Origin of the sequence: Phenylobacterium sp. 58.2.17, assembly GCF_026411515.1 — a bacterium.
In the GTDB taxonomy this organism is placed as follows: Bacteria; Pseudomonadota; Alphaproteobacteria; order Caulobacterales; family Caulobacteraceae; genus Phenylobacterium.
The window spans coordinates 1-21,685 of the sequence record NZ_JAPMTQ010000053.1 but is presented as its reverse complement, the minus strand read 5'-3'; the positions used below and the strand labels follow the sequence as shown (position 1 = coordinate 21,685).

Sequence of the window (21,685 nt, the reverse complement as noted above, 5' to 3'; positions counted from 1 at the left end):
GGGGGGGGGGGGGGGGGGGGGGGGGGGGGGGGGGGGGGGGGGGGGGGGGGGGGCGCGCGCCCCCCCCCCCCCCCCCCGCGCCCGCTCGTAGGCGGCCAGGCCGCTCTCAGGGTCGTCGGCTCCGGCGAGCGCAAGAGCCAGGGCGCGGGCGTCCAGGATCGCCTGGCTCGCTCCGTTCGAGCCGATCGGATACATCGGATGGGCCGCATCGCCGAGCAGGGTCATCGCGCCATGCGTCCAGCGCGGCAACGGATCGCGGTCGACCATCGGGTATTCGTAGACCTCATGCGCACCGGTGATCAGGCCGGGCACGTCCAGCCAGTCGAACCGCCAGTCCGCAAAGCGCGGCAGGAAGTCGGCGAGCACCCCGCGGCGGTTCCAGTCTTCACGGCGCAGGCGCGCGGGCAGGCTGAGCTCGGCGATCCAGTTGATCAGCTGGCAGCCGTCGGGCTGGACCAGCCCAATCGGATAGGCGACGAACTTCTGATCCTGCCAGCCGGCCATGATCATGCTGGCGCCGCTCAGGAAGGGCGCGGCCAGGGTGGTGGCGCGCCACAGCGTGCGGCCCGAATAGACGGGCGGCCCCTCGCCCGGGAACAGCGCCGCGCGGGCGGCGGAATGGATGCCGTCGGCGGCGACGAGGATGTCGCCCTGCACCTCGAACGCCTCGCCCGAGGCCGAGATGAAAGTCACGCTCATCGCGCCGTCGCCCTGGGTGAACCGCGCCAGGCGCCGGTCGCAGACGATCCGTTCGGCGCCCAGCCGCGCCCGCGCCGCCGCGAGCAGCGTCGACTGCAGCGCGCCGCGCGGCAGCGAGAGCTGCGGCGTCGCGTGGCCGGCGAAGCGGCCGCGCGGCTCGCCCCAGATGCGCTGTCCCAGCCGGTTGAAATAGACCAGTTCGCGCGTCGCCACGCCCAGGGCGGTCAGCTGGTCCATCAGGCCGAGTTCGGCCAGCACCTCGCCGGCGTGCGGCAGCAGGTTGATCCCGACGCCCAGCGGCAGAACCTGCGGCGCGGCCTCGTAGACGACGACCTCGGCCCCGGCGGCGTGCAGCGCCAGGGCCGCGGCCAGGCCGCCGATGCCCGCACCGGCCACGATCACCTTCATCGTCACCCTCCCTGGCGCGATTTGTTATGCACAATAACAATATGGTTTTGGACTTCAACGGCGCCGCGCGACGGGCGATGAACGCGCGTGGGGAGACCGATGCGATGAGGTCGAAGCGATGAGCCAGGACGGACGGTTCGAACCGCGGCGGCCGGGCGTCGACTACGGCGTGCTGGACGAGCTGACCGGCTACGCGCTGCGCCGGGCGCAGATCCGGATGACCGAGGCCTTCGACGCTCGCCTCGGCCCCGAGGGGATCACCACCCAGCGTTTCTCGGCCCTGGTGCTGATCGAGGCCAATCCGGGGCTCAAGCAGACACGGCTGGCCGCGCTCATGGGGATTGCGCGATCCGGCGCGCTGGCGATCGTCGACGCCCTGGCCGCCCAGGACCTTATCGAGCGGCGGCCCGCGCCCGGAGACCGCCGCGCGCAGGCGCTGCATTTGACCGACCAGGGCCGCGCGCGGCTGCCGCAGATCATGCGGCTGGTGCGCGAACACGACCGCGACCTGACGCAGGGTTTCAGCCCCGAGGAGATCGCCGTCCTGCGCGCGCTGCTCGAGCGCATCCGCACCTAGCGGTCACGAGCGCTGCGGCGGCGGTCCGGCCGGCGGGGCGTTGGATTGCAGGGCCGCGCGCATCTGCCGGTTGTCGGCCTCGACCTCGCGGATCATCGCGCGGAAGCGCGGGTCGGAGCGGATCGGGGCCATCATCGGATAGGCGTCCAGCCGGGTGAACAGGTCCAGGTCGTAGATCGAGCGATAGCCGCTATCGATGGCGGCGCGCAGTTCGGCCAGGGCCCGATCGCGATCGTCCAGCATCACATAGGCCTTCACCCGGGCGATCCGCCGCGCATTGGGCTGGCGCAGGCCGGGCTTGGGCTCGGTGGCGGCAAGCATGGCCAGGAGCACACGGCGGGCCTGCCCCTTGTCGCCAGTCCGGTCGATCACGAAGGCCGCGTCCACCGCCTCGTTGGCCAGCCGCGTGGAGACCTTGGGCGACGGGGTGAACAGCTCGGGCGACATCACCAGCCACTGCGCCCGCGCCTGATCGTACTGGCCCAGCTGCGAGGACGCGAGCGCCAGCCCGCTGCGCCAGAGCGGATCGGCCTCCGGTTCGGCCAACTTGGCGTGCGACAGGGCCGCCAAGCCCTCGAAGTCGCCGGCGACGATCAGGCGCACGGCCTGGGCCACGGGCCCTACCACCGGGTGGCCCGTCCACGGCGCCAGCGCCCCGTCCGCCTCGGCCGGCAGGCCGAGATTGTAGTAGAGGTTGGCGAGCTGGATCGACGACGACGGGTCGGTCTGGGGCGCGGCGGCCATGCGGTACCAGATCACCGCCTGGTCCAGGCGGCCCTGCTCGATCAGCACGTCGCCGAGCTGTTCCTTGGAATCGACGAACTCCGGGAACAGTTCGATATTGGCGCGCAGCCGCTGCTCGGCCTCGTCCAGGCGCCCGGTCGCCGCCAGCGATCCGGCCAGGGCGTTGTTGGCGATGCGGTCGAGCGGGTCGATCTCCAGCGCCCGACGCAGATAGGTCACCGCCTCCTGCGGGCGCCGCGCCGCAATGTAGTCGCCATAGAGGCTCAGCGCCTCGGGATCGCGCGGCGCCAGGTCGGCGGCGCGCTTGTAGGCGGCCTCCGCATCGACTTCGGCCTGGGCCGAACCCTCGCGGATGAAGCGGATCGCCGCGACCATGCCCTTGGCGATGTAGGCGGTCGACGACTGGGGGTCGAGCTCCAGCGCCTTGCCGATCTGAGCCTCGGCGCTGCGCACGGCCGGCGTGAAGTCGCCCTCCAGGTGGTTCTGGGCCAGATAGGCGGTGGCGTAGGCGTAGGCCGCGCGGACCTCGGCGTTATCCGGCTCCATCTCGATCAGCCGGCGATAGATCGCCTGCGCCGCCATCACGTGATCCTTGCCGCGTCGCCGCAGCTGGCCCTTGGCGACGACCTCCAGGCGGTAGGCTTCCGGGTCGCGCTGCGCCTGACGCGCGCTCGCCGCCTCGCCGCCGCCGGCGCGCAGCTCGGCCTTGAGCGCGGTCGCCACGCCGTCGGCGATCTCGCTCTGGATCGCGAAGGCGTCGTTCATCGGCCGGTCGTAGGTCTCCGACCACAGGTGGAAGCCGTTCTTGACGCTGACCAGCTGGCAGGTGACCCGCAGCCGGTCGCCGGAGCGCCGCACGCTGCCCTCGACCACATGGGCGACGTTGAGCTTCTTGCCGATCTCGCGGACGTCCTCGTTCTTGCCCTTGAAGTAGAAGGCCGAGGTGCGGCCAGCGACCTTCAGGTCCGGCACCTGGGCCAGGCTGTTGGTGACCTCCTCGGTCAGGCCGTCGGCGAAGTATTCTGAATCCTTGGCCGCGCTGAAGTTGGCGAACGGCAGCACGGCCACCGACTTGCTGGGCGCGCCCGCCAGGCCGGGCCCATCGCCGCGCAGCGAGCCGGCCAGTCCGACGGCGCTGGCAACAAAGATCACCACGCCCGCGCCGATCGCCGCCAGCGCGGTCCAGTCCATCCAGTCCATTCGCTTGGGGGCGTCGTCGCCGACCATCCGGGTGCGGCGGAGCGTGCCGTCGGGCGCCAGTTCGAACGCCCAGGTCGCCAGCAGGGTCAGCGGCAGGCCGACGGCGAGCAGCATCAGGGTGGCGACCGACAGCCACTTGGGCAGTTCGAGGGTTTCGAAAACCGTCTTGGCGACCTGGAACACGCCCCAGGCGGTGACCGTATAGACGCCGGCCACGCGGACGACGTTGCGCGTCTTCAGTTCGTTCAGGAAGCGCCGAAGGTTCAACTCAGCCCACTCCTACCCACTCACGAGTACGCGTCAGACGAGTCCCAAGCGAAGCTGAACACAGAACGAGGTTATTCGGAAGTCGAGAGCTGGCGCTTGGCCGACGGGCCGTTAACCCCCGACTCAGGACTCCGAAACCCCGCCTTTACCCCGCCCATGTATCAATCCGGACCAACAAGAGCCTCGTTCGACCAAGCCATCGGCGAAACGAGCGTCCGATTCCAGGTGTGGGTGTTTCAAATGACCAAGACGGTCCTCGTCGTCGATGACGACCCGACCCAGCGCCGGCTGATCCAGGCCGTGCTGGAACGCGAAGGCTTCGCCGTGGCCCACGCCGAGAACGGCGATGCGGCGATCGCGCGCCTGCAGTCCGGCGCCCCGACGGACATCGTCCTGCTCGACCTCGTCATGCCCGGCATGAGCGGCCAGGACACTCTGAAGGAGATGCGCGCGCGCAACTTCGCCCAGCCGGTGATCGTGCTGACCGCCACCGGCGGCATCGACACCGTCGTCCAGGCCATGCAGGCCGGGGCCAGCGACTTCTTCATCAAGCCGGCGAGCCCCGAGCGGATCATCGTCTCGATCCGCAACGCACTGTCGATGGGCGCCCTGAAGGGCGAGGTCGACCGGCTGAAAAAGCACGCCACCGGCCGCACCAGCTTCGCCGACATGGTCGGAAACTCGCCGGCCATGACCATGGTCAAGCGCATGGGCGAGCGGGCGGCCAAGTCCTCGATCCCGATCCTGATCACCGGCGAAAGCGGCGTCGGCAAGGAAGTCATCGCCCGTGCGGTGCACGGCTCGTCCGACCGCGCCGGCAAGCCGTTCGTCGCGGTCAACTGCGGCGCCCTGCCCGACAACCTGGTCGAGAGCATCCTGTTCGGCCATGAGAAGGGCAGCTTCACCGGCGCGACCGACAAGCACCTGGGCAAGTTCCAGGAAGCCAACGGCGGCACCCTGTTCCTCGACGAGGTCGGCGAGCTGCCGCTGGACATGCAGGTCAAGCTGCTGCGCGCCCTGCAGGAGAGCGAGATCGACCCGATCGGCTCCAAGCGTTCGATCAAGGTCGACGTGCGGATCGTCTCGGCGACCAACCGCGACCCCGCCCAGGCGGTGAAGGAAGGCCTGTTCCGCGAGGACCTGTTCTATCGCCTCAACGTGTTCCCGATCGAGGCCCCGGCCCTGCGCGAGCGGCGCGAGGACATCCCGGCCCTGGTCGACCACTTCATCCGCCGCTTCAACGTCGAGGAGGGCAAGACCGTGGTCGGCGCCTCGGCCGAGACCCTGGCCTTCCTGACGGGCTACGACTGGCCCGGCAACGTGCGCCAGCTGGAGAACGCGGTCTATCGCGCCATCGTGCTGGCCGACGCGCCCTATCTGCAGCCGTTCGACTTCCCGGCCATCTCGGGCGTCGCCGCGCCGCCGCCGGAAGCCGTCGAGCCGGTCGCCAGCCAGCGGCCGGTCAGCCTGCCGACCGCCGAGCAGCTGGTCGCCGAGATGCCGGCCGACGCGCCCGTGCGCATCCTCGACCACCGCGGCCACCTGCGCACGCTGGAAGAGATCGAGCGCGACCTGATCGCGCTGGCCATCGAGATCTACGCCGGCCACATGAGCGAGGTCGCCCGCCGCCTGGGCATCGGCCGCTCTACCCTCTACCGCAAGGTCCGCGAGCAGGGGCTGGAGGACGCGGTGAAAGGCGCCGGCGGCGAGGAAAACGCCAGCGCGGTGGCTTAGAATACGCCGCTTGTCCCCGCGAAGGCGGTGCCCCAAGCCGCCTTAGCAGCGGACGCTCCGCATGCATCCCCGCCTCCGCGGGGCTGAGCGGATTTTGTCAGATCAATCTTCCGAATACGGCTTGGGTCGCCGCCGGAAGGGCTTCTTCTCGCCCTTCGCCTTGGCGGCGATCTCCTTGAGCTTCACCGCCTGCATGACCGAGAGCGCCTCGCCCGCGCCGCCCTTTTCAGGGTCGCCGAAGGCGCGGCCATAGGTCTTCACGCGGTCCTCGACCGAGCCGAGGAACTCCCCCTCCCAGTCGGAAAGCTCGACCTGGGCGCGCTCAGCCTGGCGGCGAACGCGCTTCAGGGCGCTCAGCGCGGCCCGCTTGGCCTGCGCCTTCCGATCTGGCGGGGACCGCTTCAAATCTCTCCGATGGCGGAAAGGTAGAGGTCGAGGATCGCTTCTTCCTCCAGCCGCTTGGCGCGGTCCTGCTTACGGATGCGGACCACCTTGCGCAGCACCTTGACGTCGAAGCCGTTGCCCTTGGCCTCGGCGAAGACCTCTTTGATCTGCTCGGCGATTTCGGTCTTCTCCTGCTCGAGGCGCTCGATGCGCTCGATGATGCTCTTGAGCTGGCCCTGGGCGGCCTGGTTCAGGATGTCGCCGTGGGAATTGTCGTCGGACATGGGCTTAAGCGTCTCACAGCTCGAGGGTTGCGGAAAGGCGGCGGAAACTAGCGGCGAGACCGGCCCCTGTCATCCGCCCTGCTGAACCTTCGCCTTGACTGGCCGTTGAGACGGATCGACGCGGAGTTTTCGCCATGGCCCAATCACGCACCCGTCCAAGCCGCAGCGACGCCGAGGCCGCGGTCCGGACCCTGATCGAGTGGGCCGGCGACGACCCCGACCGCGAGGGCCTGCTCGACACCCCCGGCCGTGTGGTCCGCGCCTACGAGGAGCTGTTTTCCGGCTACGAGAGCGATCCGCGGGAGTATCTGGAGCGCACCTTCGAGGAGGTCGCCGGCTATGACGAGCTGGTGGTGTTGCGCGACATCCGGGTGGTCAGCTTCTGCGAGCATCACATGCTGCCTTTCCTGGGCAAGGCGCATGTCGGCTATCTGCCGTCCGACCGGGTGGTCGGGATCTCCAAGCTGGCGCGCGTGGTGCACGGCTTCGCCCGCCGGCTGCAGATCCAGGAGAAGCTGACCTCCGAGATCGCCGGCGCGATCCACGACATCCTGCAGCCCAAGGGCGTCGGGGTGGTGATCGTCTCCGAGCACAGCTGCATGACCATGCGCGGGGTCAACACCCCCGGCTCGCGGCTGACCACCAGCAGCCTGACCGGGGTGATCCGCGACGATCCGCGGACGCGTCAGGAATTCCTCGAATTCGTCAGGAACGGCTGAACGCGCGGCGCGGCGCATAGGGCGGCGGCGGCGGCGCGCCGCCTTCCAGCGCTGGCGCCAGCAGCGCGATGACGGTCTCGATCAGCCGCTCGACGCCCTGCGGCAACCGCGCCTGGGCGACGGTCCAGTACCGCCAGGTCACCGAGTCCAGATAGTAGGCGTAGATCGCCAGGTCGAAGAGCGCCTCGTCCGGCCAGGTGGAGCCGAAGCGCTTGAGCTGGGCCACGACGCCGTCGGCCAACGCCTGGGCGTGCATCGGCTCGACATCGGCCAGCAGCGGGAAGTGCTCGAAGGCCGCGCTCATCGACAGGCCGTAGCCGACGGTCTCCTCGCGCGCCTTGATCTGGCCGATCCAGCGCCGGAAGAAAACCCGCCAGTCGGTTTCGCCGTCGTCCTGGGCCGAGGCCGCCTCGCCGCGAATCTCGGCCAGCCGCGCCTCGTAGAGCGCCAGGACGATGGCCTCCTTGTTCGGGAAGTACTGGTAGATCGAGCCGACCGAGACCCCCGACTCCGCGGCGATCGCCGGGGTGGTGAGGGCGGCCGGCCCGTCGCGGTTGAGGATCGCCTGGGTGGCGTCCAGCACCCGCTGGATACGGGCCTTGGCCCGCGCCTGGGTGGGCAGCTTCCGAGGGGTGAGAGTCGCGCTCATCGCCCCTCTCCTAGCATGCTGCGGCTCAATGCGCCTGGGACTGGGCCCGCAGGCTGGCGCCCAGCGCCTCGAACATCGCGAAGGTCTCCAGCGCCATCGGATCGTCCCAGGCCGCGGTCCAGGCGCTGGTCTTGACCACCACCAGGTCGAGCTGCGGATTGACCATCAGGAACTGGCCATAGATGCCCTCGCCGGTGAAGGCGCGGTCGGCGCCCGGGATAAGCCACCACTGGTAGCCGTAGCCCAGCGGCCCGTCGCCCAGCTTGCCGTACTGCACCTGCGGACTCTGCGGTTGAGTGGCGAGCGCGATCCAGCCCTTGGGCAGCACCTGGCGGCCGCCGGCCACGCCGTCGTGCGCGGCCAGATAGCCGAAGCGGGCGTAGTCGCGCAGGCGGATCATCAGGCCGCCGGCGGCGACCTCGCGGCCGGCGTCGCCCGGCTGGTCGAGGATCCAGCGCGCCTCGGCTTCGGCGCCCATCGGCTTCCAGAGCTTCTCGGTCATGTAGTCGGCCGGACGCACGCCGGTGGCCTTGGCCAGCAGGGCGCCGAGGATCTCGGTGTCGGCGCTGGCGTAGTTGAACTTCGCCCCTGGGGCGCGGACCGACTTGAACTGGCGCGAATAGTCGTAGAGGCCTCCCTGGTTGGCGTCGAAGCGCCCGAGGAAGCCGGCGATCCCCGACTTGGCGTCGGTGTACTCCTCCTCGAACTCGGTGCCGGACGACATCTCCAGAACGTCCTTGATCGTGGTCTTCTCGTAGGCCCCGCCCTTGAGGTCCGGCAGGTAGTCGATCATGCGGTCGTCGAGGCTGCGGATCTTGCCCTCGGCCAGCGCGATGCCGATCAGGGTCGAGACGAACGACTTGCCCACCGAGAACGAGATGAAGCGGCTGTCGGGCGAGGCGCCCATGTAATAGCGCTCGTGCAGGATCTGGTCGCCGCGCAGGATCAGCAGGCCGCTGGTGCGGGTGTCGGCGGCGAAGTCCTCCAGGGTCTTGGTCTTGCCCTTGTAGGTGTAGGTGAAGGCCAGCGGCGCGGTCGGCTCCTTCAGCGGCAGGGCCGCGGCCGGCGGCGCGATCCGCCGCGAGGGGAACAGCTCCTCCATGTTGTGGAAGGCGCCGGGCGCATTGGCCGGCTCGCCCCAGGTTCCCCGCACCCCGACACGCTCCTGCGCCCCGGCCCCGCCGGCCGCCATCAAGGCCAGCGCCATCGCGCCCGCCGCAATCTTCCTGCTCATCGCCTTCCCCGTTCGCCATGGAGGCCCTGCTGGCCCCGCTTGATACAAATGTGAACTAACATTCGTATATTTGGCAATAGGGCGTCGTCGGACGTCTCGTGCGGCTAGAGCAGCCCGCGGGCTTCCAGGGCTGGACGTATCGCGGCCGGGTCGGTGAAGTGATGAACGTCGAAGCCGAACTCGCGGGCGCTGGCGATGTTGGCCGCCGAGTCGTCGAAGAAGAGAACGTCGGCCGGGGCCAGCCCGAACTGCTCGCACGCCTGGGCGTAGAAGCGCGGGTCGGGCTTGATCAGCTTCACATGGGCCGAGACCACATAGTCGGCGAGCCGCTGGAAGGCCGGGCTCATCGCCACCGTTCCCGGGAAAGTCTCGTGCGACATGTTGGTCACGCCGTACTGCGGCACCCCGGCGGCGTGCAGGGCTTCGATGGCCGCCTCGGTCTCGGGAATCGGGCCCGAGAACATGTCCCACCACCGGGTCTCCCAGGCGTGGATGGCGTCGGCGTACTCGGGAAACTGCGCCAGGAGCGGCGCGCGGTTGTCCTCGAACGTCACCCCGAGGTCGTGGGCGACATGCCAGGCCATGTTGCAGACATGAGAAAGGAACCGGTCGCATTCGGCCGGTTCCTTGAAGTACTCTTGGTAAAGCGTGCGCGGATTCCAGCGCACGATCACATTACCGATGTCCCAGAGGACGGCCCTGGGAGCCATCCTCGTCGCCTCAGCCTTGCTTGGCTTTAAAGCGCGGGTCGGTTTTGTTGATGACGTAGACCACGCCCTTGCGACGCACGAGCTTGCAGTCGCGGTGGCGAGTCTTGAGCGACTTAAGCGAGCTTCTGACCTTCATGGACCTATCTCAAGGCTCCGGACCGGGTCCGGCGGGTTATCTACAGAGCGGGCGCGTATACGGGCCGGGGCCCGAAGAGTCAACGCTGCAGCCGCGCCGACATGGTCGCAGCGCCCTCGCGGCCTTGTGATTGAGGCCTGGCCGGGGCACGGCTAGGCTGCTCCTTATGGACCGTCGTCTGCTTCTCGTCTTGTTCCTCGCCGGCTGCGCCGGTCCCGCCCCGCCGCCGCCGACGCACATGCCGCCGCCGGTCCCGACGCCCGCCCCGCCCCCTGCCGCAACGGCTCCGGTCGCGCCCGCCGTCTCAGGCGACGCCGACTATGACGCCTGGCGCAGCGCCTTCCGCGGCCGCGCGGTCGCCGCCGGCCTGCCCGGGGCGCTGGTCGACCGCGAGATGGCCGGACTGACGCCCAACCCGCGCGTGATCAGCCTGGACTCGGCCCAGCCGGAATTCTCCAAGCCCATCGGCGCCTATGTGAACGGCGTCATCAGCGCCGACCGCATCGCCCGCGGCCAGCGCTATCGCAACGACCTGCCGTTCTGGCCCGAGGTCGAACAACGTTTCGGCGTCCCGCGCGACATCCTGATCGCCGTCTGGGCCATGGAGAGCGCGTTCGGCGCAGTGCAGGGCGACTTCGACGTCGTCCGGTCGATGTCCAGCCTGGCCTATCACGGCCGCCGCCGCGCCTGGGCCGAAGGCGAGCTGATCGCCACCCTGAAGATCATCCAGTCGGGCGAGGCCGGCCGCGCCCAGCTGAAGGGGTCGTGGGCGGGAGCCATGGGCCAGACCCAGTTCCTGCCCTCGAACTACATCTCGACCGCCGTCGACGGCGACGGCGACGGCAAGCGCGACATCTGGGGCTCGCCGAACGACGCCCTGGCCTCGGCCGCCAACCTGCTGGCCAAGGGCGGCTGGGTCCGCGGCCAGGCCTGGGCGCGGGAAGTGACCCTGCCGGCCGGCTTCGACTACAGCCTGACCGAAGGGCCCAAGGAGGCGCCGGCCTATTGGGAGGGCCTGGGCGTCAAGCCGGCCGACGGACGTCCCTGGACGGCCGCCGAGCAGGCGCCGGGACAGCTGGTCGCGCCGGCCGGCGCGGACGGTCCGATCTTCCTGCTGTTCCCGAACCACTTTGCGATCCGCAAGTACAACAACTCCACGGCCTACGCCCTGGGCATCGGCCTGCTGGCCGACGCCTTCGCCGGCGGCGCGCCGCTGGTGAAGCCCTGGCCCGTGGAGACGCCGCTGGCGATCAGCGACCGCATCGGGGCGCAGACGGCCCTGGCCAAGCTGGGCTTCAACCCCGGCTCGCCGGACGGAGTGGTGGGCGTGAACACCCGCACCGCCCTGCGCGCCTGGCAAAAGTCGCGCGGCCTGATCGCCGACGGCTATCTCTCGATGGAGATGGTGCGGCGGCTGAACGTCGAAGCCGGGGCGCTGCCGAACTGAGGACGGCTTAGACGCCGCCCTCGTCGCTCTTTTCCAGGGTCGCCATGGCCGCGTCGGCGCGCGTGGCCGGCTGCGGGTGGGCGTTGCGTAGCTGCGGATTGCGGAAGGCGTAGACCAGCATCAGCAGCATCAGCCCGCCGCAGAGGATGAAAGGCGCCGGGGCGATCCGCTCGTAGAGCCAGACGAAAAATGGGGCGAGCACGACGTTCACCCCGTTCACCGCGGCGATGGCGCCAGCGACCCGCGCCTGCTCATGCATGCCGACCGCCAGGGACGAGCCGGCGGTGAAGCCCGGCCGCGCCAGGCCGAAGCCGAGGCTGGAGATCGCGTAGCCGGCCACCACCGCCCCATAGGTAGGCTGGAAGGCGACGATGACATTGCCAAGCGCGGCGACGGCCACGCCCCAGCGCAGCAGCTGGCGCGGGGTCATCTCGAACATCCGGATGATGCCCCACTGGGCGAGCAATCCGGCCATGGCGCCGAACATCATGGCGATGGCGATGAAGCCCTGCGCCTGCAGCGGCGACAGTTGGAGTTTGTCGATGATCAGGAAGCCGAGGGTCTGGCCCTGGGCGGTCTGGCAGACCGCGACGATGAACCCGTAGATCAGGAACGGCGTGACCCGCGGGTCGCGCCACATCGGCTTTTCCTTGGTCGCGTCGCCGCCGGCGGCGTCCTTGGCGATCTCCGCCTTAACCGGCGCGACCGGCATATGCTTGCTTTCCGGCAGAAACTTCCAGACCACGAAGAGCATGACGCCCGCCAACAGGGCGAACCCGAACATGGGTCCCGACAGGCCGATCAGCGGCAGCACGAACAGCGGCGCGACGAACGGCCCGATGACCGTGCCCAGGCCGAACGCGCCAGCCAGGCTCGACATCGACTGCGTGCGCTTCTCGGGGGGCGTATGCTCGGCCACATAGGCCTGGGTTGCTGGGTTGGAGGCTGCGCCGAACAGGCCGAACAGCGCCCGTGCAAACAGGAAACAGACGAAGATCACCATCGGCGCGGCCAGCTTGTGCAGCCCGGCCAGCACCACCAGGGCGCAGGCGATCATCGAGAACATGAAGCCCGAAAGCCCGATCAGCATCAACGGCTTGCGGCCGTGACGATCGGAGGCTCGGGCCCACCATGGCGAGGAAAACGCCCAGAGCAACGCCGACAGCGAGAAGATCGCGGCGACCATCGGATCGGGAATGCCGATCGAACGTCCGATCGCCGGAAGCACCGAGATCATCCCGGTGTTCCCCATCGCGGTCACCAGCGAGACGCCGAAGATGATGGCGAACGTCTTCTTGGGCAGGCCTTCCTGCTCTTCGGCGGACTTGGGCATGGAAGGGCTGTTAAGCCGTGCCGTCGGGATGCGCAAACCTCAAAGCGCACAAGGGGCCGCACACCGGACATTAAGCATTAACGGCCATGCTCGGCGCTGAATTCCGCGGGGAACGCCACTTCCAATGTTTCAGATCATCGGCATCGTGCTGCTCTTCGCGCTGGTGTTCGGCAGCTACATCATCTCGGGCGGCAACATGGGCGTGATCATGCACGCCCTGCCCCATGAAATGATGGCGATCGGGGGCGCGGGGGTCGCGGCCTTCCTGATCTCGAACTCGGTTCCCGTGATCAAGGGATCGCTCGGCGGCTTCGGCAAGGTGTTCGCCGGCCCGAAGTGGAAGGCGTCCGACTATCGCGACCTGCTGTCGCTGCTGTTCCTGCTGACCAAGACCATGAAGTCCAAGGGCGTGATCGCCTTAGAAAGCCACATCGAGAATCCGAAGGAGAGCACGATCTTCTCGCGCTTCCCGAAGATCATGAAGGACCACTTCGCCATCGACTTCATCTGCGACACCCTGCGGATGATGACCATGAACCTCGAGGACCCGCACCAGGTCGAGGACGCCATGGAAAAGCAGCTGGAGAAGCACCACCACGAGGCGCTCGCCCCGGCCGGCGCGTTGCAGAACCTGGCCGACGCCCTGCCCGCCCTCGGCATCGTCGCGGCCGTGCTCGGGGTCATCAAGACCATGGGCTCGATCACCGAGCCGCCGGAAGTGCTGGGCGGCATGATCGGCGGCGCGCTCGTCGGCACCTTCCTCGGCGTGTTCCTTGCCTACGGCCTGGTCGGCCCAATCGCCGCGCGCCTGAAGGAGATCACCGAGGAGGAAGGCTCCTTCTACAAGATCATCCAATCGGTGCTGGTCGCCCACCTGCACGGCAACGCCGCGCAGATCTCGGTCGAGATCGGCCGCGGCAGCGTCCCGTCGGGCGCGCAGCCGAGCTTCCTGGAGCTGGAAGAAGCCCTGTCGGCGATCCCCGCCGAGGCGTAGATCGAAATTTCCCCTCCCCTTTCATGGGGAGGGAAATTCAGTCACAGCGGCTTCAACCGGTTCACGTGGCCCATCTTGCGGCCCGGCTTGGCGTCGCGCTTGCCATACAGGTGGACGCGGGTCTCCGGCTCGCCGGCCAGCTTGGCCCAGGCGTCCGCCTCCTTGCCCAACAGGTTCAGCATCTCGACCTTGGCGTGGGCGTGGGTCGGGCCAAGCGGCCAGCCGGCGACGGCGCGGATGTGCTGCTCGAACTGGTCGACCTCGCAGCCGTCCATCGTCCAGTGGCCGGTGTTGTGGACCCGCGGGGCGATCTCGTTGACCAGCAGCTTGCCGTCCTTGAGCTCGAACAGCTCGATCCCGATCACCCCGACATAGTCGAGCGCGGTCAGCACCTGGGCGGCGATCCGTTCGGCCTGGCCGGCGGTCTCCTTGCTGACCTCGGCGGGGGCGAACGAGCGGCGCAGCACGCCCTTCTCGTGATGGTTCTCGGCCATCGGATAGACGGCGATCTCGCCATCGCGGCCGCGGGCGGCGATCACCGACAGTTCGCGCACGAAGTCGGCGGGGGCCTCCAGGATCACCGGCTTGCCGCCGACCTTCTCGAACGCCGCCGGCGCGTCGGCGACGTGCTCGACCCACATCTGCCCCTTGCCGTCATAACCCTCGCGGCGGGTCTTCATCAGCGCCGGCGCGCCGAGCGCGGCGACCGCCTCGCGGGCGGCCTCGCCGTCGTCGGCGGCGACGAACGCGACCGTCGGGGCGCCGGCCCCGTTCAGGAAGGTCTTCTCCTCGACCCGGTCCTGGGCGACGGCCAGCGCGCGCGCGCCGGGCGCCACCAGGACGCCCAGCTGCGTCAGCCGTTCGACCGCCAGCGCCGGCACGTTCTCGAACTCATAGGTGACGACGTCGGCCAACTTGGCGAGCTGCGCCAGCGCCTCGGGATCGTCATAGGCCCCGACGACCGTGTGGGCGGAGACGCGGCTGGCCGGGCCGTTCGGCTCTGGGTCCAGGATGGCGACGTCGAAGCCCAGCCGGCCGGCGGCCAACGCCAGCATGCGGCCAAGCTGCCCTCCACCGAGAATCCCGATCGTCGAGCCGGGGGGCAGAGGAGAGGCGGTCATGCGTGTTCTCAGTCTTCGACGGTTTCAGCGACGCCGGCGGTGTTGCGGGCGCGGAACTCGGCCAGACGCGCGGCCAGGGCCTCATCCGAGAGCGCCAGGATCTGGGCGGCAAGAAGGCCGGCGTTCTTGGCGCCGGGCTCGCCGATCGCCAAGGTGGCGACCGGGATGCCGCCGGGCATCTGCACGATCGACAGCAGTGAATCCATGCCCTTCAGCGCCTTGGACTCCACCGGCACGCCCAGCACCGGCAGCTCGGTCAGCGAGGCGGTCATGCCCGGCAGGTGCGCCGCGCCGCCGGCCCCGGCGATGATCACCTTGAAGCCGGCCGCCTTGGCGCCCTTGGCGAACTCGTACATCCGGTCGGGCGTGCGGTGGGCCGAGACCACCTTGGCCTCGTAGGCCACGCCCAGCGCGTCGAGACTGTCGGCGGCCGCCTTCATAGTCGGCCAGTCCGACCGGCTGCCCATGATGATGGCGACCTGCGCCTTGCCTACGCTCATTCCGACGTGCCCCATGTCTCGGAAAGGCGCGGAGTATAGGCGCCGGCCTTGCGCCCGCAACCAAGGACGTTCAGGATTCTCGACGCTTGAGGTTCCCTGCCGATTCTGCAGGTAGGCGAGAGGCTGCATGAAGATCACCGGCGCGCGCACCGAACCCTTCTCGGCGATCCGCAAGCGGGCGCTGGTCCATGCCGGCGCGCAGGCAAGCGCCGCGGCGGCCGGGCCGATCGACAAGACCGCGTTCCTGGGATTGGGCGAAGACGACCTGACGCCGGCCGTGCAGAGCGCGTTGACCACCCTGCTGACCGAGATCGACGATCTGCGCGGCGAGGTGTCGCGCCTCAAGCTCAAGCTTGCCGAGGTCGAGGGGCTGGCTGATCGCGATCCCCTGACGCCGCTGCTCAACCGCCGCGCCTTCGTGCGTGAACTGGGCCGCATCCGCACCTTCGCCCAGCGCTACGGCTCGCCAGCCAGCCTGGTCTATTTCGACCTCGACGGCTTCAAGGCGGTGAACGACCGCTATGGCCACGCCGCCGGCGACGCCTGCCTCTGCGCGGTGGCCGAGCGGCTGGCGGCCAACGTCCGCGACAGCGACGTGGTCGGGCGGATGGGCGGCGACGAGTTCGCGGTCATCCTGGTGCAGGCCGACCGCGAGACCGCCGAGGCCAAGGCCCGCTCGCTGGCCGAGGCGATCGAAGCCGCGCCGATCCGGTTCGGCGAGTGGACCGCGCCGCTCCACATCTCGTTCGGGGTGCGCGAAATCTCGCCCGAACTGGACGCCGAGGCGCTGGTCGCCGAGGCCGACACGGCGATGTTCATCCGCAAGCGCCAGGCCCGCGGCCTTACTTCACGCTGAGAGCCGCCGATTTCCCTTCCGTGACGCGCGCGTCAGGTTGCTATGAAGCGGCCAGCGCAAGCTACCAAAGGGGAAACACCATGATCGGCTACACCACTGTCGGCGCCAACGATTTCGAGAAATCCAAGGCGTTCTTCGACGCCGTCCTGGCGCCGCTGGGCGTCGCGCGGTCGTTCGGCATGGACCGCATTCAGTTCTACGGCGCGCCGGGCGCCGGGGCGCTGGCGGTCTGCAAGCCCTATGACGGCGAAAAGGCCACCATCGGCAATGGCATGATGGTCGCGCTGGCCTGTCCCTCGCCGGAAGTGGTCGACCAGGTGCACGCCGCGGCCCTGGCCGCGGGCGGCACGTGCGACGGTGAGCCGGGCAAGCGGCTGCCGACTTTCTACGGCGCTTACTTCCGCGACCTGGACGGCAACAAGTTCTGCGCCTTCAAGATGGGGTGACGAGCGCCGGCTCGCGCTCGCGGGCCGGATGCGATCGACAACCATTTGTCGATCGCCGCGAGGAACGCCCGCCCTCGATGGGCGGGCGGGAGCGGCCTAGGCGATGATGTCGGGCGTCTGCTGATCCTTCAGACGCTCGATTTCGTCCTTCAGGGCCAGCTTCCTCCGCTTCAGACGGGCGATGACCATCATGTCGGGCACCGGCGCCTGGGCGATCGCCTCGACCGCCACGCCCAGGTCCGCGTGCTCCTGGATCAGCAGGTGCAGGCGCTCGGTCAGCCGCGCCTCGGGATCGTTCCTGTCGTCGTCGTTCATACGCTAGCCGCCCCACGTCACGGGGCTTCCTATGCCACGCCGGCGGTTAACGACCTAGCCCAGGGCGCGCGCCAGGCGGGCCAGGGCCTCGTCCGGGGCAGGCGGCCCCCAGGCGCGCGAAGCCGCTTTCAACGCCTCCAGGGCGGGCCGCCCGCCGCGACGATGCTCGCTCAGCGCTTCGAAGGCTTCCATCAACACCCGTTCGGCCCGCAGCTCAGCGGCCTTTACGTCCTCGCGCAGCCCCTCGCGCGCGCCGTCGCCGACCGCGTCGAACCTGGCCTTCAGCGTGCGGCGGACCGCGCGGATCGGCTTGAGCACCGCCTCGTCCCAGCCCCGCCCCGCCGTAGCCGCGGCTTGCAGGGTCGCGGCGTCGGCGCCTTCGGCCCACACGGCCCAGAGCAGATACGAGGTGTTCTGCCCATGCTCGTCCTGCAGCTGCAGGCAGGCTTCCGGAACCCCCGGACGGGCATAGGCTTCGAGCGTCCATCCCCACAGCGACACGGCCTTAAGCCTCCCCGCTCAACGGCTTGAGATCCAGGCCCCAGCGCTTCACCGGCGTCCACGAGAGGCCGAACAGGTCAAGCGCCCGCCCCACCGACTGGTCGACCATCTCCTCCAAACTGGCCGGCTTGGCGTAGAACGCCGGCAGCGGCGGGGCGATCACCGCACCCATTTCCGCCAACCGCACCATGGTGCGCAGGTGCCCCAGGTGCAGCGGCGTCTCGCGCACCATCAGCACCAGCGGGCGGCGCTCCTTCAGGGTGACGTCGGCGGCGCGGGTCAGCAGCGAGGAGGTCACGCCGGTGGCGATCTCGCTCATCGTGCGCACCGAGCAGGGCGCGATGATCATGCCGAGGGTCGGGAACGACCCCGACGAGATCGACGCGCCGACATCGCCCACCTTGTGCGCCACGTCGGCCCGCGCATTGACCTCGGCCAGGCTGAGCCCAGTTTCCTGCGCCAGCGTCAGGGCCGCGGCCTTGGAGAAGATCAGGTGGCTCTCGACGCCGAGCTCACGGCAGGCGTCAAGCGCCCGCAGGCCGTAGGCGACGCCGCTGGCGCCCGAGACGCCGACCACCAGGCGCGCAGGAGTGCTCATGCCCTTGTATCTCCGAGCCCGGTTTCAAGGCGTGGGCCCGGCCCAGCCCACTGCAAACATATGTGATCTGACAGGCCAGACCAGCGGGTGTTCACTCGTCGTGACAGTAGTTCGACAAGGAGATGACACGTCATGGCCGTCGAAGCCCGTATCCGTGAACTTGGCTTCCGTCACCAGAATCTGGATCGGATGATCGAGGAGGAAACGAATAGGCCGGCCGCAGACGCCACCAAGTTGAGAGAACTGAAGCTCAAGAAGCTGAAGCTCAAGGAAGAGATCGAGGCTTTGGGCGCGCAAGCGCACTAGCCTAGTCTCTTTCTCGTCCGTGCGGGCGGGGGACGGACGCCAGTCGACCCTGACCGGTCGTTTCCACGGGTCCCCGGAGGCGGTCGGCGGGGTCGCCTGCGCGTGTCCGAGGCTTCCGCTGGACAACCTGAAAAAGGGGCGGTCCGCGCCGCCCCTCTCCTGAGCCCTTAGTCTTCTTCGCCGTCCTCGTCCTCGAAGTGCGGCGGCTCGGCCGCATACGGTTGCTCGTCCTGGTCGGCGGAGCCGCCGAAGGCGCCGGTCTCGGAGGCCGGCTCCAAGGTCGGGCCATCGACGATGCCGCGCCGGGCGTCATCCTTGGCCTTCTTGTCGGCCGCCTTCCTGACCACGGCGTCCAGCTCCATCTGGGTCGCCAGGCCGAGCGTCACCGGGTCGACCGGCTTGATGTTGGCCGAGTTCCAGTGGCTGCGGTTGCGGACCTGGTCGATCGTCGCCTTGGTGGTGCCCAGCAGCCGCGCGATCTGGCTGTCGGCGACTTCCGGGTGGTTGCGGATGAACCAGGCGATCGCATCCGGACGGTCCTGGCGGCGCGACACCGGGGTGTAACGCGGCGCCTTCTTCACCGGCTTCAGCAGCTCGGCGTGCCGGCTCTTCTGCGCCTTCATGCGGTACTTGTCGTTGGCCTGGGCCTTGTCGAGCTCCTCGCGCGACAGCTGGCCGTTGGCGATCGGGTCGGCGCCGCGGATGTCGCGCGCCACTTCGCCGTCAGCGATGCCCTTTACTTCAAGCGGGTGCAGGCCGCAGAAGTCGGCGATCTGATCGAAGGTCAGCGAGGTGTTGTCGACCAGCCAGACAGCGGTCGCCTTCGGCATCAGAATCTCGGTCATGACGGTCTTTCCAAAATGACGGCGCCCGGCCTTTCGGCCGGGCGGTGCAATCAAGCAACGTCACATATAGGCCCGTTCCGCGCTCAAGAAAACGACAATCCTGCGCGGTTTGCGGCGGTATCGGCGGCGGCTGGCGTGCGCAATTCCGTGAAGTCGCCCGCCGCGCGCAGGTTCCCTGCAGACATTTACGGCGGCCATGCCACAGTCTTCGTAACAACGACCCTTCTGGGAGGGCTCCAGGAATGAGAGGCGCGGTCCTGCCGATCGCCGCAGCGGCTTTGCTGTCGGCCTGCGCGACGACTGATACTCAGCGAACGGCCGCCGGCCCGCCGCACACTGACTATAGCCACCTGTCCTGTCGCGAGATCGCTGCCGAGCTGGCGCTCATCGAGCGCGCGGTCGTCTCCGGCGCCCGCCGTCAACCGCTGGCGCGCGAGGGCGAGACCGCTCAGGCCTACCTCTTCCCCGCCTCGCTCGGCCCCGCCGCGCCGGCTGCGTCCGCCAAGCTCGAAACCCGGCTGGAAGACCTGCGCCGCGCCTCGCGGGCCAAGCGCTGCGAAAGCGCCTGGCGCAGCTATCAGCCCGCCACAGCCTAGTCACCGAACGACGATTGCCGAGCTGCGGAAAGCTCCGTAGCTATAGGCGCATGAACCCCATCCCTCTACCAGAGATCGGCACGCCGCGGACCGTCGCCCGCGGCCGCTCGGCCCACGACGGCTACCAGCGCGGCTGGGGACTGATGCACGCCGGGGTCGCCGACCTCGTCGCCCACCATCCGCTCTACCAGGCCGGCGTCGAGGCCTCGGCCCACTGGTCGGTGATGGTCGAGGCCAAGCGGATGAACCTCTTTCTGATCCTGACCTCCTTCTATGCCGGGCTCGGCGGCAAGGACGTCATCGAGTTCGGCTCCTATCGTGGCGGCAACGCCCTGTTCATGGCCCGCGTCCTCTGGGACGTGGCGCCGGACGCCAAGGTCTATGCCTGCGACACCTATGCCGGGATGCCGGAGACCGACTCCGCCCGCGACCTGCACGGGGCCGGCGACTTCGGCGACAGCTCCTACGACGCCCTGGTCGAGCGTCGCGACGCTCTGGGCCTGACCAACCTCGTGGTCGTAAAGGGCCTGTTCCAGGACACCTTTCCGGCGCTCGCGCGCGAGCGGCCGACCTTCGGTCTCGCCCACATCGACTGCGACATCTATTCAGGGGTGAAGTACGCGCAGGAGGCGGTCTGGCCACGGATGGCCCGCGGCGGCTACGTCGTCTACGACGACGCCGACACGCCCTCCTGCATCGGCGCCACAGAGGCTGTCGAGGAGCTGGTCATGAAGCGCAAGCTGCACTCCGAACAGGTCTGGCCGCACTGGGTGTTCCGCGCTGGCCTCTAGGCCGCCGCGCCGCTAGCCTTGCGCAAAACAAGGATGGGCGGAAATGACCGGGTACGGACAGGCGGCGCGTGAGGCGCTGAATTTCATCGAGTCGCAGCGGACCGGCGCGGTCTGGCGGACGAACGATCACCCCAAGGCCCGCCCCGCCTACAGTCTCTACCACGGCGCCGGCGGGGTGATCCTGCTGCTGCTCGAATTGCACGCCCAGTCCGGCGAAGCCGAGCTGATGGAAAAGGCGCTGGCCGCCGGCGACGAGATCCTGGCGCAATTGCCCACCTTCGAGGATCTCTCAATCAATTCCTCCACCGGCTGGGGCGGCTACGTCTTCGTGCTTGGCGAGCTGGCGCGCATCACCGGCGAGTCGCGTTATCGCGACGGCGCCGCGTTCTGCCTGCGCAAGATCCGCGAACTCGCCCGCCCGCTGGGAGCCGGGGTCGGCTGGATCGAGCCGGCGCCCTTCGCCGACATCACCGGATTCTCGGACCTGCGCGAGGTCTACGACCAGTCCGTCGGCTCGGCCGGCGTGATCCTGACCCTGCTCTATGCCGATCGCGAGGGACTGGACGACCAAGCGCTGCCGCTGGCCGTCGCCGCGGCCGAGCGGTTGCTGGAAGTGGCCGAGCCGACCCCGGACGGCCTGCGTTGGCGGATGATGGCCGACATGCCGTTCCAGTTCACCGCGCCTAATTTCGCCCATGGCGGGGCCGGCGTCGGCTACGCGCTGCTGCAGCTGCACCGGGCGACCGGCGAGCCGCGCTATCTCGACGCCGCGATTGCCGCCGCGCGCTACACGATGAGCCGCAGCCACCCGGTCGGAAGCGGCCGGCTGGTCTGCCACAACGAGGACACTCGCAAGCCGATCTTCTATCTCGGCGCCTGTCACGGGCCCGCCGGGACCGGCCGGCTGCTGCTGGAACTTCACGCGATCACCGGCGACGTGCAGTGGGCGCAGGCGCTCGAGCAGCTGGTCGCCGGCATCGAAGGCGCCGGGGCGCCGGAGGCGCGCTCGGCCGGGTTCTGGAACAATCATGGCCAGTGCTGCGGCGACGCTGGGGTCGGCGAGTTCGCGCTGCTGCTGGCGCGCCGGACCGGCGAGGCGAGCTATCTGGACCTGGCCCGGCGCTGTGCAGCGGTCATCCTTGAAACCAGCGAGACTGAGGGCGATCGGCGGTTCTGGCGACAGGCCGAGCACCGCGAGCGTCCGGACTTCATCCAGGCGCAGACCGGTTACATGCAGGGCGCGGCCGGCATAGCGAGTTTTCTGCAGCACCTATCTGGGGTGGAGTCGGGG

Annotated in this window: 26 protein-coding genes; 11 read left to right on the top strand and 15 right to left on the bottom strand. The window is 69.1% G+C overall.

Annotation, left to right across the window (positions count from 1 at the left end; all coding sequences use genetic code 11):
- Positions 1-1,107 (bottom strand): FAD-dependent monooxygenase (locus tag OUA97_RS20890; protein ID WP_267233975.1); only part of this gene is annotated, 1,107 nt, incomplete at its 3' end.
- 118 nt (positions 1,108-1,225) lie between these two features.
- Between OUA97_RS20890 and OUA97_RS20885 the strand changes: the two genes are divergently transcribed.
- A complete protein-coding gene (locus OUA97_RS20885) occupies positions 1,226-1,684 on the top strand; it encodes a MarR family winged helix-turn-helix transcriptional regulator (protein WP_267233973.1) in 459 nt (152 codons plus the stop codon).
- Positions 1,685-1,687: 3 nt separating this feature from the next.
- On the opposite strand, the gene OUA97_RS20880 is transcribed toward OUA97_RS20885, so the two are convergent.
- A complete protein-coding gene (locus OUA97_RS20880; protein ID WP_267233971.1) occupies positions 1,688-3,895 on the bottom strand; it encodes a tetratricopeptide repeat protein in 2,208 nt (735 codons plus the stop codon).
- Between the two features lie 240 nt (positions 3,896-4,135).
- Here OUA97_RS20880 and OUA97_RS20875 point away from each other — a divergent pair, with 240 nt between their 5' ends.
- Positions 4,136-5,629 carry a sigma-54-dependent transcriptional regulator gene (locus tag OUA97_RS20875; RefSeq protein WP_267233970.1) on the top strand — a complete coding sequence of 498 codons (1,494 nt, stop codon included), beginning with the start codon at positions 4,136-4,138 and terminating at the stop codon, positions 5,627-5,629.
- A gap of 102 nt (positions 5,630-5,731) precedes the next feature.
- Here OUA97_RS20875 and OUA97_RS20870 read toward each other — a convergent pair whose 3' ends face one another.
- Both OUA97_RS20870 and OUA97_RS20865 read right to left on the bottom strand, forming a co-directional pair.
- Positions 5,732-6,034 (bottom strand): hypothetical protein, encoded by a 303-nt coding sequence (locus OUA97_RS20870; protein ID WP_267233968.1) that lies wholly within the window; start codon positions 6,032-6,034, stop codon positions 5,732-5,734.
- On the bottom strand, positions 6,031-6,297 hold the full coding sequence (locus tag OUA97_RS20865; RefSeq protein WP_183776971.1) for a DUF2312 domain-containing protein: 267 nt from the start codon (positions 6,295-6,297) through the stop codon (positions 6,031-6,033). Before OUA97_RS20865 ends, OUA97_RS20870 begins: the two co-directional genes overlap by 4 nt.
- Positions 6,298-6,431: 134 nt before the next feature.
- Between OUA97_RS20865 and folE the strand changes: the two genes are divergently transcribed.
- The gene (gene folE / locus OUA97_RS20860; RefSeq protein WP_267233967.1) at positions 6,432-7,016 is read left to right on the top strand and encodes a GTP cyclohydrolase I FolE; all 585 of its coding nucleotides are present in this window, start codon (positions 6,432-6,434) and stop codon (positions 7,014-7,016) included.
- Here the strand turns inward: folE and OUA97_RS20855 are convergent.
- The 4 genes from OUA97_RS20855 to ykgO form a co-directional block, all read right to left on the bottom strand.
- Positions 7,003-7,665 (bottom strand): TetR/AcrR family transcriptional regulator, encoded by a 663-nt coding sequence (locus OUA97_RS20855; protein ID WP_267233966.1) that lies wholly within the window; start codon positions 7,663-7,665, stop codon positions 7,003-7,005. The two genes, folE and OUA97_RS20855, sit on opposite strands and share 14 nt — an antisense overlap.
- Before the next feature lie 25 nt (positions 7,666-7,690).
- Positions 7,691-8,899 (bottom strand): serine hydrolase domain-containing protein, encoded by a 1,209-nt coding sequence (locus tag OUA97_RS20850; protein ID WP_267233965.1) that lies wholly within the window; start codon positions 8,897-8,899, stop codon positions 7,691-7,693.
- Positions 8,900-9,003: 104 nt separating this feature from the next.
- Complete coding sequence (locus OUA97_RS20845; protein WP_267233964.1) at positions 9,004-9,609, bottom strand: HAD family hydrolase; 606 nt, start codon at positions 9,607-9,609, stop codon at positions 9,004-9,006.
- Between the two features lie 10 nt (positions 9,610-9,619).
- Complete coding sequence (gene ykgO / locus OUA97_RS20840; RefSeq protein WP_056023006.1) at positions 9,620-9,745, bottom strand: type B 50S ribosomal protein L36; 126 nt, start codon at positions 9,743-9,745, stop codon at positions 9,620-9,622.
- A 166-nt stretch (positions 9,746-9,911) separates the two neighbouring features.
- On the opposite strand from ykgO, the gene OUA97_RS20835 reads away from it, so the two are divergent.
- Positions 9,912-11,192, top strand: a complete 1,281-nt coding sequence (locus OUA97_RS20835; RefSeq protein WP_267233962.1) for a lytic murein transglycosylase — start codon at positions 9,912-9,914, stop codon at positions 11,190-11,192.
- Positions 11,193-11,199: 7 nt separating this feature from the next.
- Here the strand turns inward: OUA97_RS20835 and OUA97_RS20830 are convergent, their stop codons facing one another.
- Positions 11,200-12,525, bottom strand: a complete 1,326-nt coding sequence (locus OUA97_RS20830; protein ID WP_267233961.1) for an MFS transporter — start codon at positions 12,523-12,525, stop codon at positions 11,200-11,202.
- A gap of 124 nt (positions 12,526-12,649) precedes the next feature.
- Here OUA97_RS20830 and motA point away from each other — a divergent pair, with 124 nt between their 5' ends.
- Positions 12,650-13,519, top strand: a complete 870-nt coding sequence (gene motA / locus OUA97_RS20825) for a flagellar motor stator protein MotA (RefSeq protein ID WP_183776976.1) — start codon at positions 12,650-12,652, stop codon at positions 13,517-13,519.
- A gap of 41 nt (positions 13,520-13,560) precedes the next feature.
- On the opposite strand, the gene OUA97_RS20820 is transcribed toward motA, so the two are convergent.
- Positions 13,561-14,640, bottom strand: coding sequence for a 5-(carboxyamino)imidazole ribonucleotide synthase (locus OUA97_RS20820; RefSeq protein ID WP_267233958.1), 1,080 nt, complete (start codon positions 14,638-14,640; stop codon positions 13,561-13,563).
- Positions 14,641-14,648: 8 nt separating this feature from the next.
- A complete protein-coding gene (purE, locus tag OUA97_RS20815; RefSeq protein ID WP_267233957.1) occupies positions 14,649-15,140 on the bottom strand; it encodes a 5-(carboxyamino)imidazole ribonucleotide mutase in 492 nt (163 codons plus the stop codon).
- Positions 15,141-15,267: 127 nt separating this feature from the next.
- Between purE and OUA97_RS20810 the strand changes: the two genes are divergently transcribed.
- Both OUA97_RS20810 and OUA97_RS20805 read left to right on the top strand, forming a co-directional pair.
- Positions 15,268-15,996, top strand: a complete 729-nt coding sequence (locus tag OUA97_RS20810) for a GGDEF domain-containing protein (protein ID WP_267233956.1) — start codon at positions 15,268-15,270, stop codon at positions 15,994-15,996.
- Between the two features lie 80 nt (positions 15,997-16,076).
- Positions 16,077-16,442, top strand: a complete 366-nt coding sequence (locus OUA97_RS20805) for a VOC family protein (protein ID WP_267233955.1) — start codon at positions 16,077-16,079, stop codon at positions 16,440-16,442.
- Between the two features lie 96 nt (positions 16,443-16,538).
- Here the strand turns inward: OUA97_RS20805 and OUA97_RS20800 are convergent, their stop codons facing one another.
- The 3 genes from OUA97_RS20800 to OUA97_RS20790 are packed head-to-tail and all read right to left on the bottom strand — an operon-like array spanning position 16,539 to position 17,856.
- Positions 16,539-16,757 carry a YdcH family protein gene (locus tag OUA97_RS20800; protein WP_267233953.1) on the bottom strand — a complete coding sequence of 73 codons (219 nt, stop codon included), beginning with the start codon at positions 16,755-16,757 and terminating at the stop codon, positions 16,539-16,541.
- A gap of 54 nt (positions 16,758-16,811) precedes the next feature.
- Entirely contained in the window at positions 16,812-17,258 is a 447-nt protein-coding gene (locus OUA97_RS20795; protein WP_267233951.1) for a TIGR02444 family protein, read from the bottom strand.
- Between the two features lie 4 nt (positions 17,259-17,262).
- Positions 17,263-17,856 carry a UbiX family flavin prenyltransferase gene (locus tag OUA97_RS20790; protein WP_267233950.1) on the bottom strand — a complete coding sequence of 198 codons (594 nt, stop codon included), beginning with the start codon at positions 17,854-17,856 and terminating at the stop codon, positions 17,263-17,265.
- 132 nt (positions 17,857-17,988) lie between these two features.
- Here OUA97_RS20790 and OUA97_RS20785 point away from each other — a divergent pair, with 132 nt between their 5' ends.
- Positions 17,989-18,162, top strand: coding sequence for a DUF465 domain-containing protein (locus OUA97_RS20785; protein ID WP_267233949.1), 174 nt, complete (start codon positions 17,989-17,991; stop codon positions 18,160-18,162).
- A 167-nt stretch (positions 18,163-18,329) separates the two neighbouring features.
- Here the strand turns inward: OUA97_RS20785 and OUA97_RS20780 are convergent, their stop codons facing one another.
- Complete coding sequence (locus OUA97_RS20780) at positions 18,330-19,007, bottom strand: DUF1013 domain-containing protein (protein WP_267233948.1); 678 nt, start codon at positions 19,005-19,007, stop codon at positions 18,330-18,332.
- Positions 19,008-19,249: 242 nt separating this feature from the next.
- Between OUA97_RS20780 and OUA97_RS20775 the strand changes: the two genes are divergently transcribed.
- The 3 genes from OUA97_RS20775 to OUA97_RS20765 all read left to right on the top strand — a co-directional run.
- Positions 19,250-19,603, top strand: a complete 354-nt coding sequence (locus OUA97_RS20775) for a hypothetical protein (RefSeq protein WP_267233947.1) — start codon at positions 19,250-19,252, stop codon at positions 19,601-19,603.
- A 50-nt stretch (positions 19,604-19,653) separates the two neighbouring features.
- Positions 19,654-20,394 (top strand): TylF/MycF/NovP-related O-methyltransferase, encoded by a 741-nt coding sequence (locus OUA97_RS20770; protein ID WP_267233946.1) that lies wholly within the window; start codon positions 19,654-19,656, stop codon positions 20,392-20,394.
- 43 nt (positions 20,395-20,437) lie between these two features.
- On the top strand, positions 20,438-21,685 hold a 1,248-nt coding region (locus tag OUA97_RS20765; RefSeq protein WP_267233944.1), incomplete at its 3' end, for a lanthionine synthetase LanC family protein.

Coding starts and splice junctions, on each gene's coding strand:
- OUA97_RS20780 (WP_267233948.1), bottom strand. CDS start 19,007: ATGACCGAGATTCTGATGCCGAAGGCGACCGCTGTCTGGCTGGTCGAC.
- OUA97_RS20805 (WP_267233955.1), top strand. CDS start 16,077: ATGATCGGCTACACCACTGTCGGCGCCAACGATTTCGAGAAATCCAAG.
- OUA97_RS20770 (WP_267233946.1), top strand. CDS start 19,654: ATGAACCCCATCCCTCTACCAGAGATCGGCACGCCGCGGACCGTCGCC.
- OUA97_RS20800 (WP_267233953.1), bottom strand. CDS start 16,757: ATGAACGACGACGACAGGAACGATCCCGAGGCGCGGCTGACCGAGCGC.
- OUA97_RS20830 (WP_267233961.1), bottom strand. CDS start 12,525: ATGCCCAAGTCCGCCGAAGAGCAGGAAGGCCTGCCCAAGAAGACGTTC.
- OUA97_RS20810 (WP_267233956.1), top strand. CDS start 15,268: ATGAAGATCACCGGCGCGCGCACCGAACCCTTCTCGGCGATCCGCAAG.
- OUA97_RS20875 (WP_267233970.1), top strand. CDS start 4,136: ATGACCAAGACGGTCCTCGTCGTCGATGACGACCCGACCCAGCGCCGG.
- OUA97_RS20845 (WP_267233964.1), bottom strand. CDS start 9,609: ATGGCTCCCAGGGCCGTCCTCTGGGACATCGGTAATGTGATCGTGCGC.
- OUA97_RS20820 (WP_267233958.1), bottom strand. CDS start 14,640: ATGACCGCCTCTCCTCTGCCCCCCGGCTCGACGATCGGGATTCTCGGT.
- OUA97_RS20865 (WP_183776971.1), bottom strand. CDS start 6,297: ATGTCCGACGACAATTCCCACGGCGACATCCTGAACCAGGCCGCCCAG.
- OUA97_RS20835 (WP_267233962.1), top strand. CDS start 9,912: ATGGACCGTCGTCTGCTTCTCGTCTTGTTCCTCGCCGGCTGCGCCGGT.
- motA (WP_183776976.1), top strand. CDS start 12,650: ATGTTTCAGATCATCGGCATCGTGCTGCTCTTCGCGCTGGTGTTCGGC.
- ykgO (WP_056023006.1), bottom strand. CDS start 9,745: ATGAAGGTCAGAAGCTCGCTTAAGTCGCTCAAGACTCGCCACCGCGAC.
- folE (WP_267233967.1), top strand. CDS start 6,432: ATGGCCCAATCACGCACCCGTCCAAGCCGCAGCGACGCCGAGGCCGCG.
- purE (WP_267233957.1), bottom strand. CDS start 15,140: ATGAGCGTAGGCAAGGCGCAGGTCGCCATCATCATGGGCAGCCGGTCG.
- OUA97_RS20775 (WP_267233947.1), top strand. CDS start 19,250: ATGAGAGGCGCGGTCCTGCCGATCGCCGCAGCGGCTTTGCTGTCGGCC.
- OUA97_RS20855 (WP_267233966.1), bottom strand. CDS start 7,665: ATGAGCGCGACTCTCACCCCTCGGAAGCTGCCCACCCAGGCGCGGGCC.
- OUA97_RS20885 (WP_267233973.1), top strand. CDS start 1,226: ATGAGCCAGGACGGACGGTTCGAACCGCGGCGGCCGGGCGTCGACTAC.
- OUA97_RS20790 (WP_267233950.1), bottom strand. CDS start 17,856: ATGAGCACTCCTGCGCGCCTGGTGGTCGGCGTCTCGGGCGCCAGCGGC.
- OUA97_RS20850 (WP_267233965.1), bottom strand. CDS start 8,899: ATGAGCAGGAAGATTGCGGCGGGCGCGATGGCGCTGGCCTTGATGGCG.
- OUA97_RS20785 (WP_267233949.1), top strand. CDS start 17,989: ATGGCCGTCGAAGCCCGTATCCGTGAACTTGGCTTCCGTCACCAGAAT.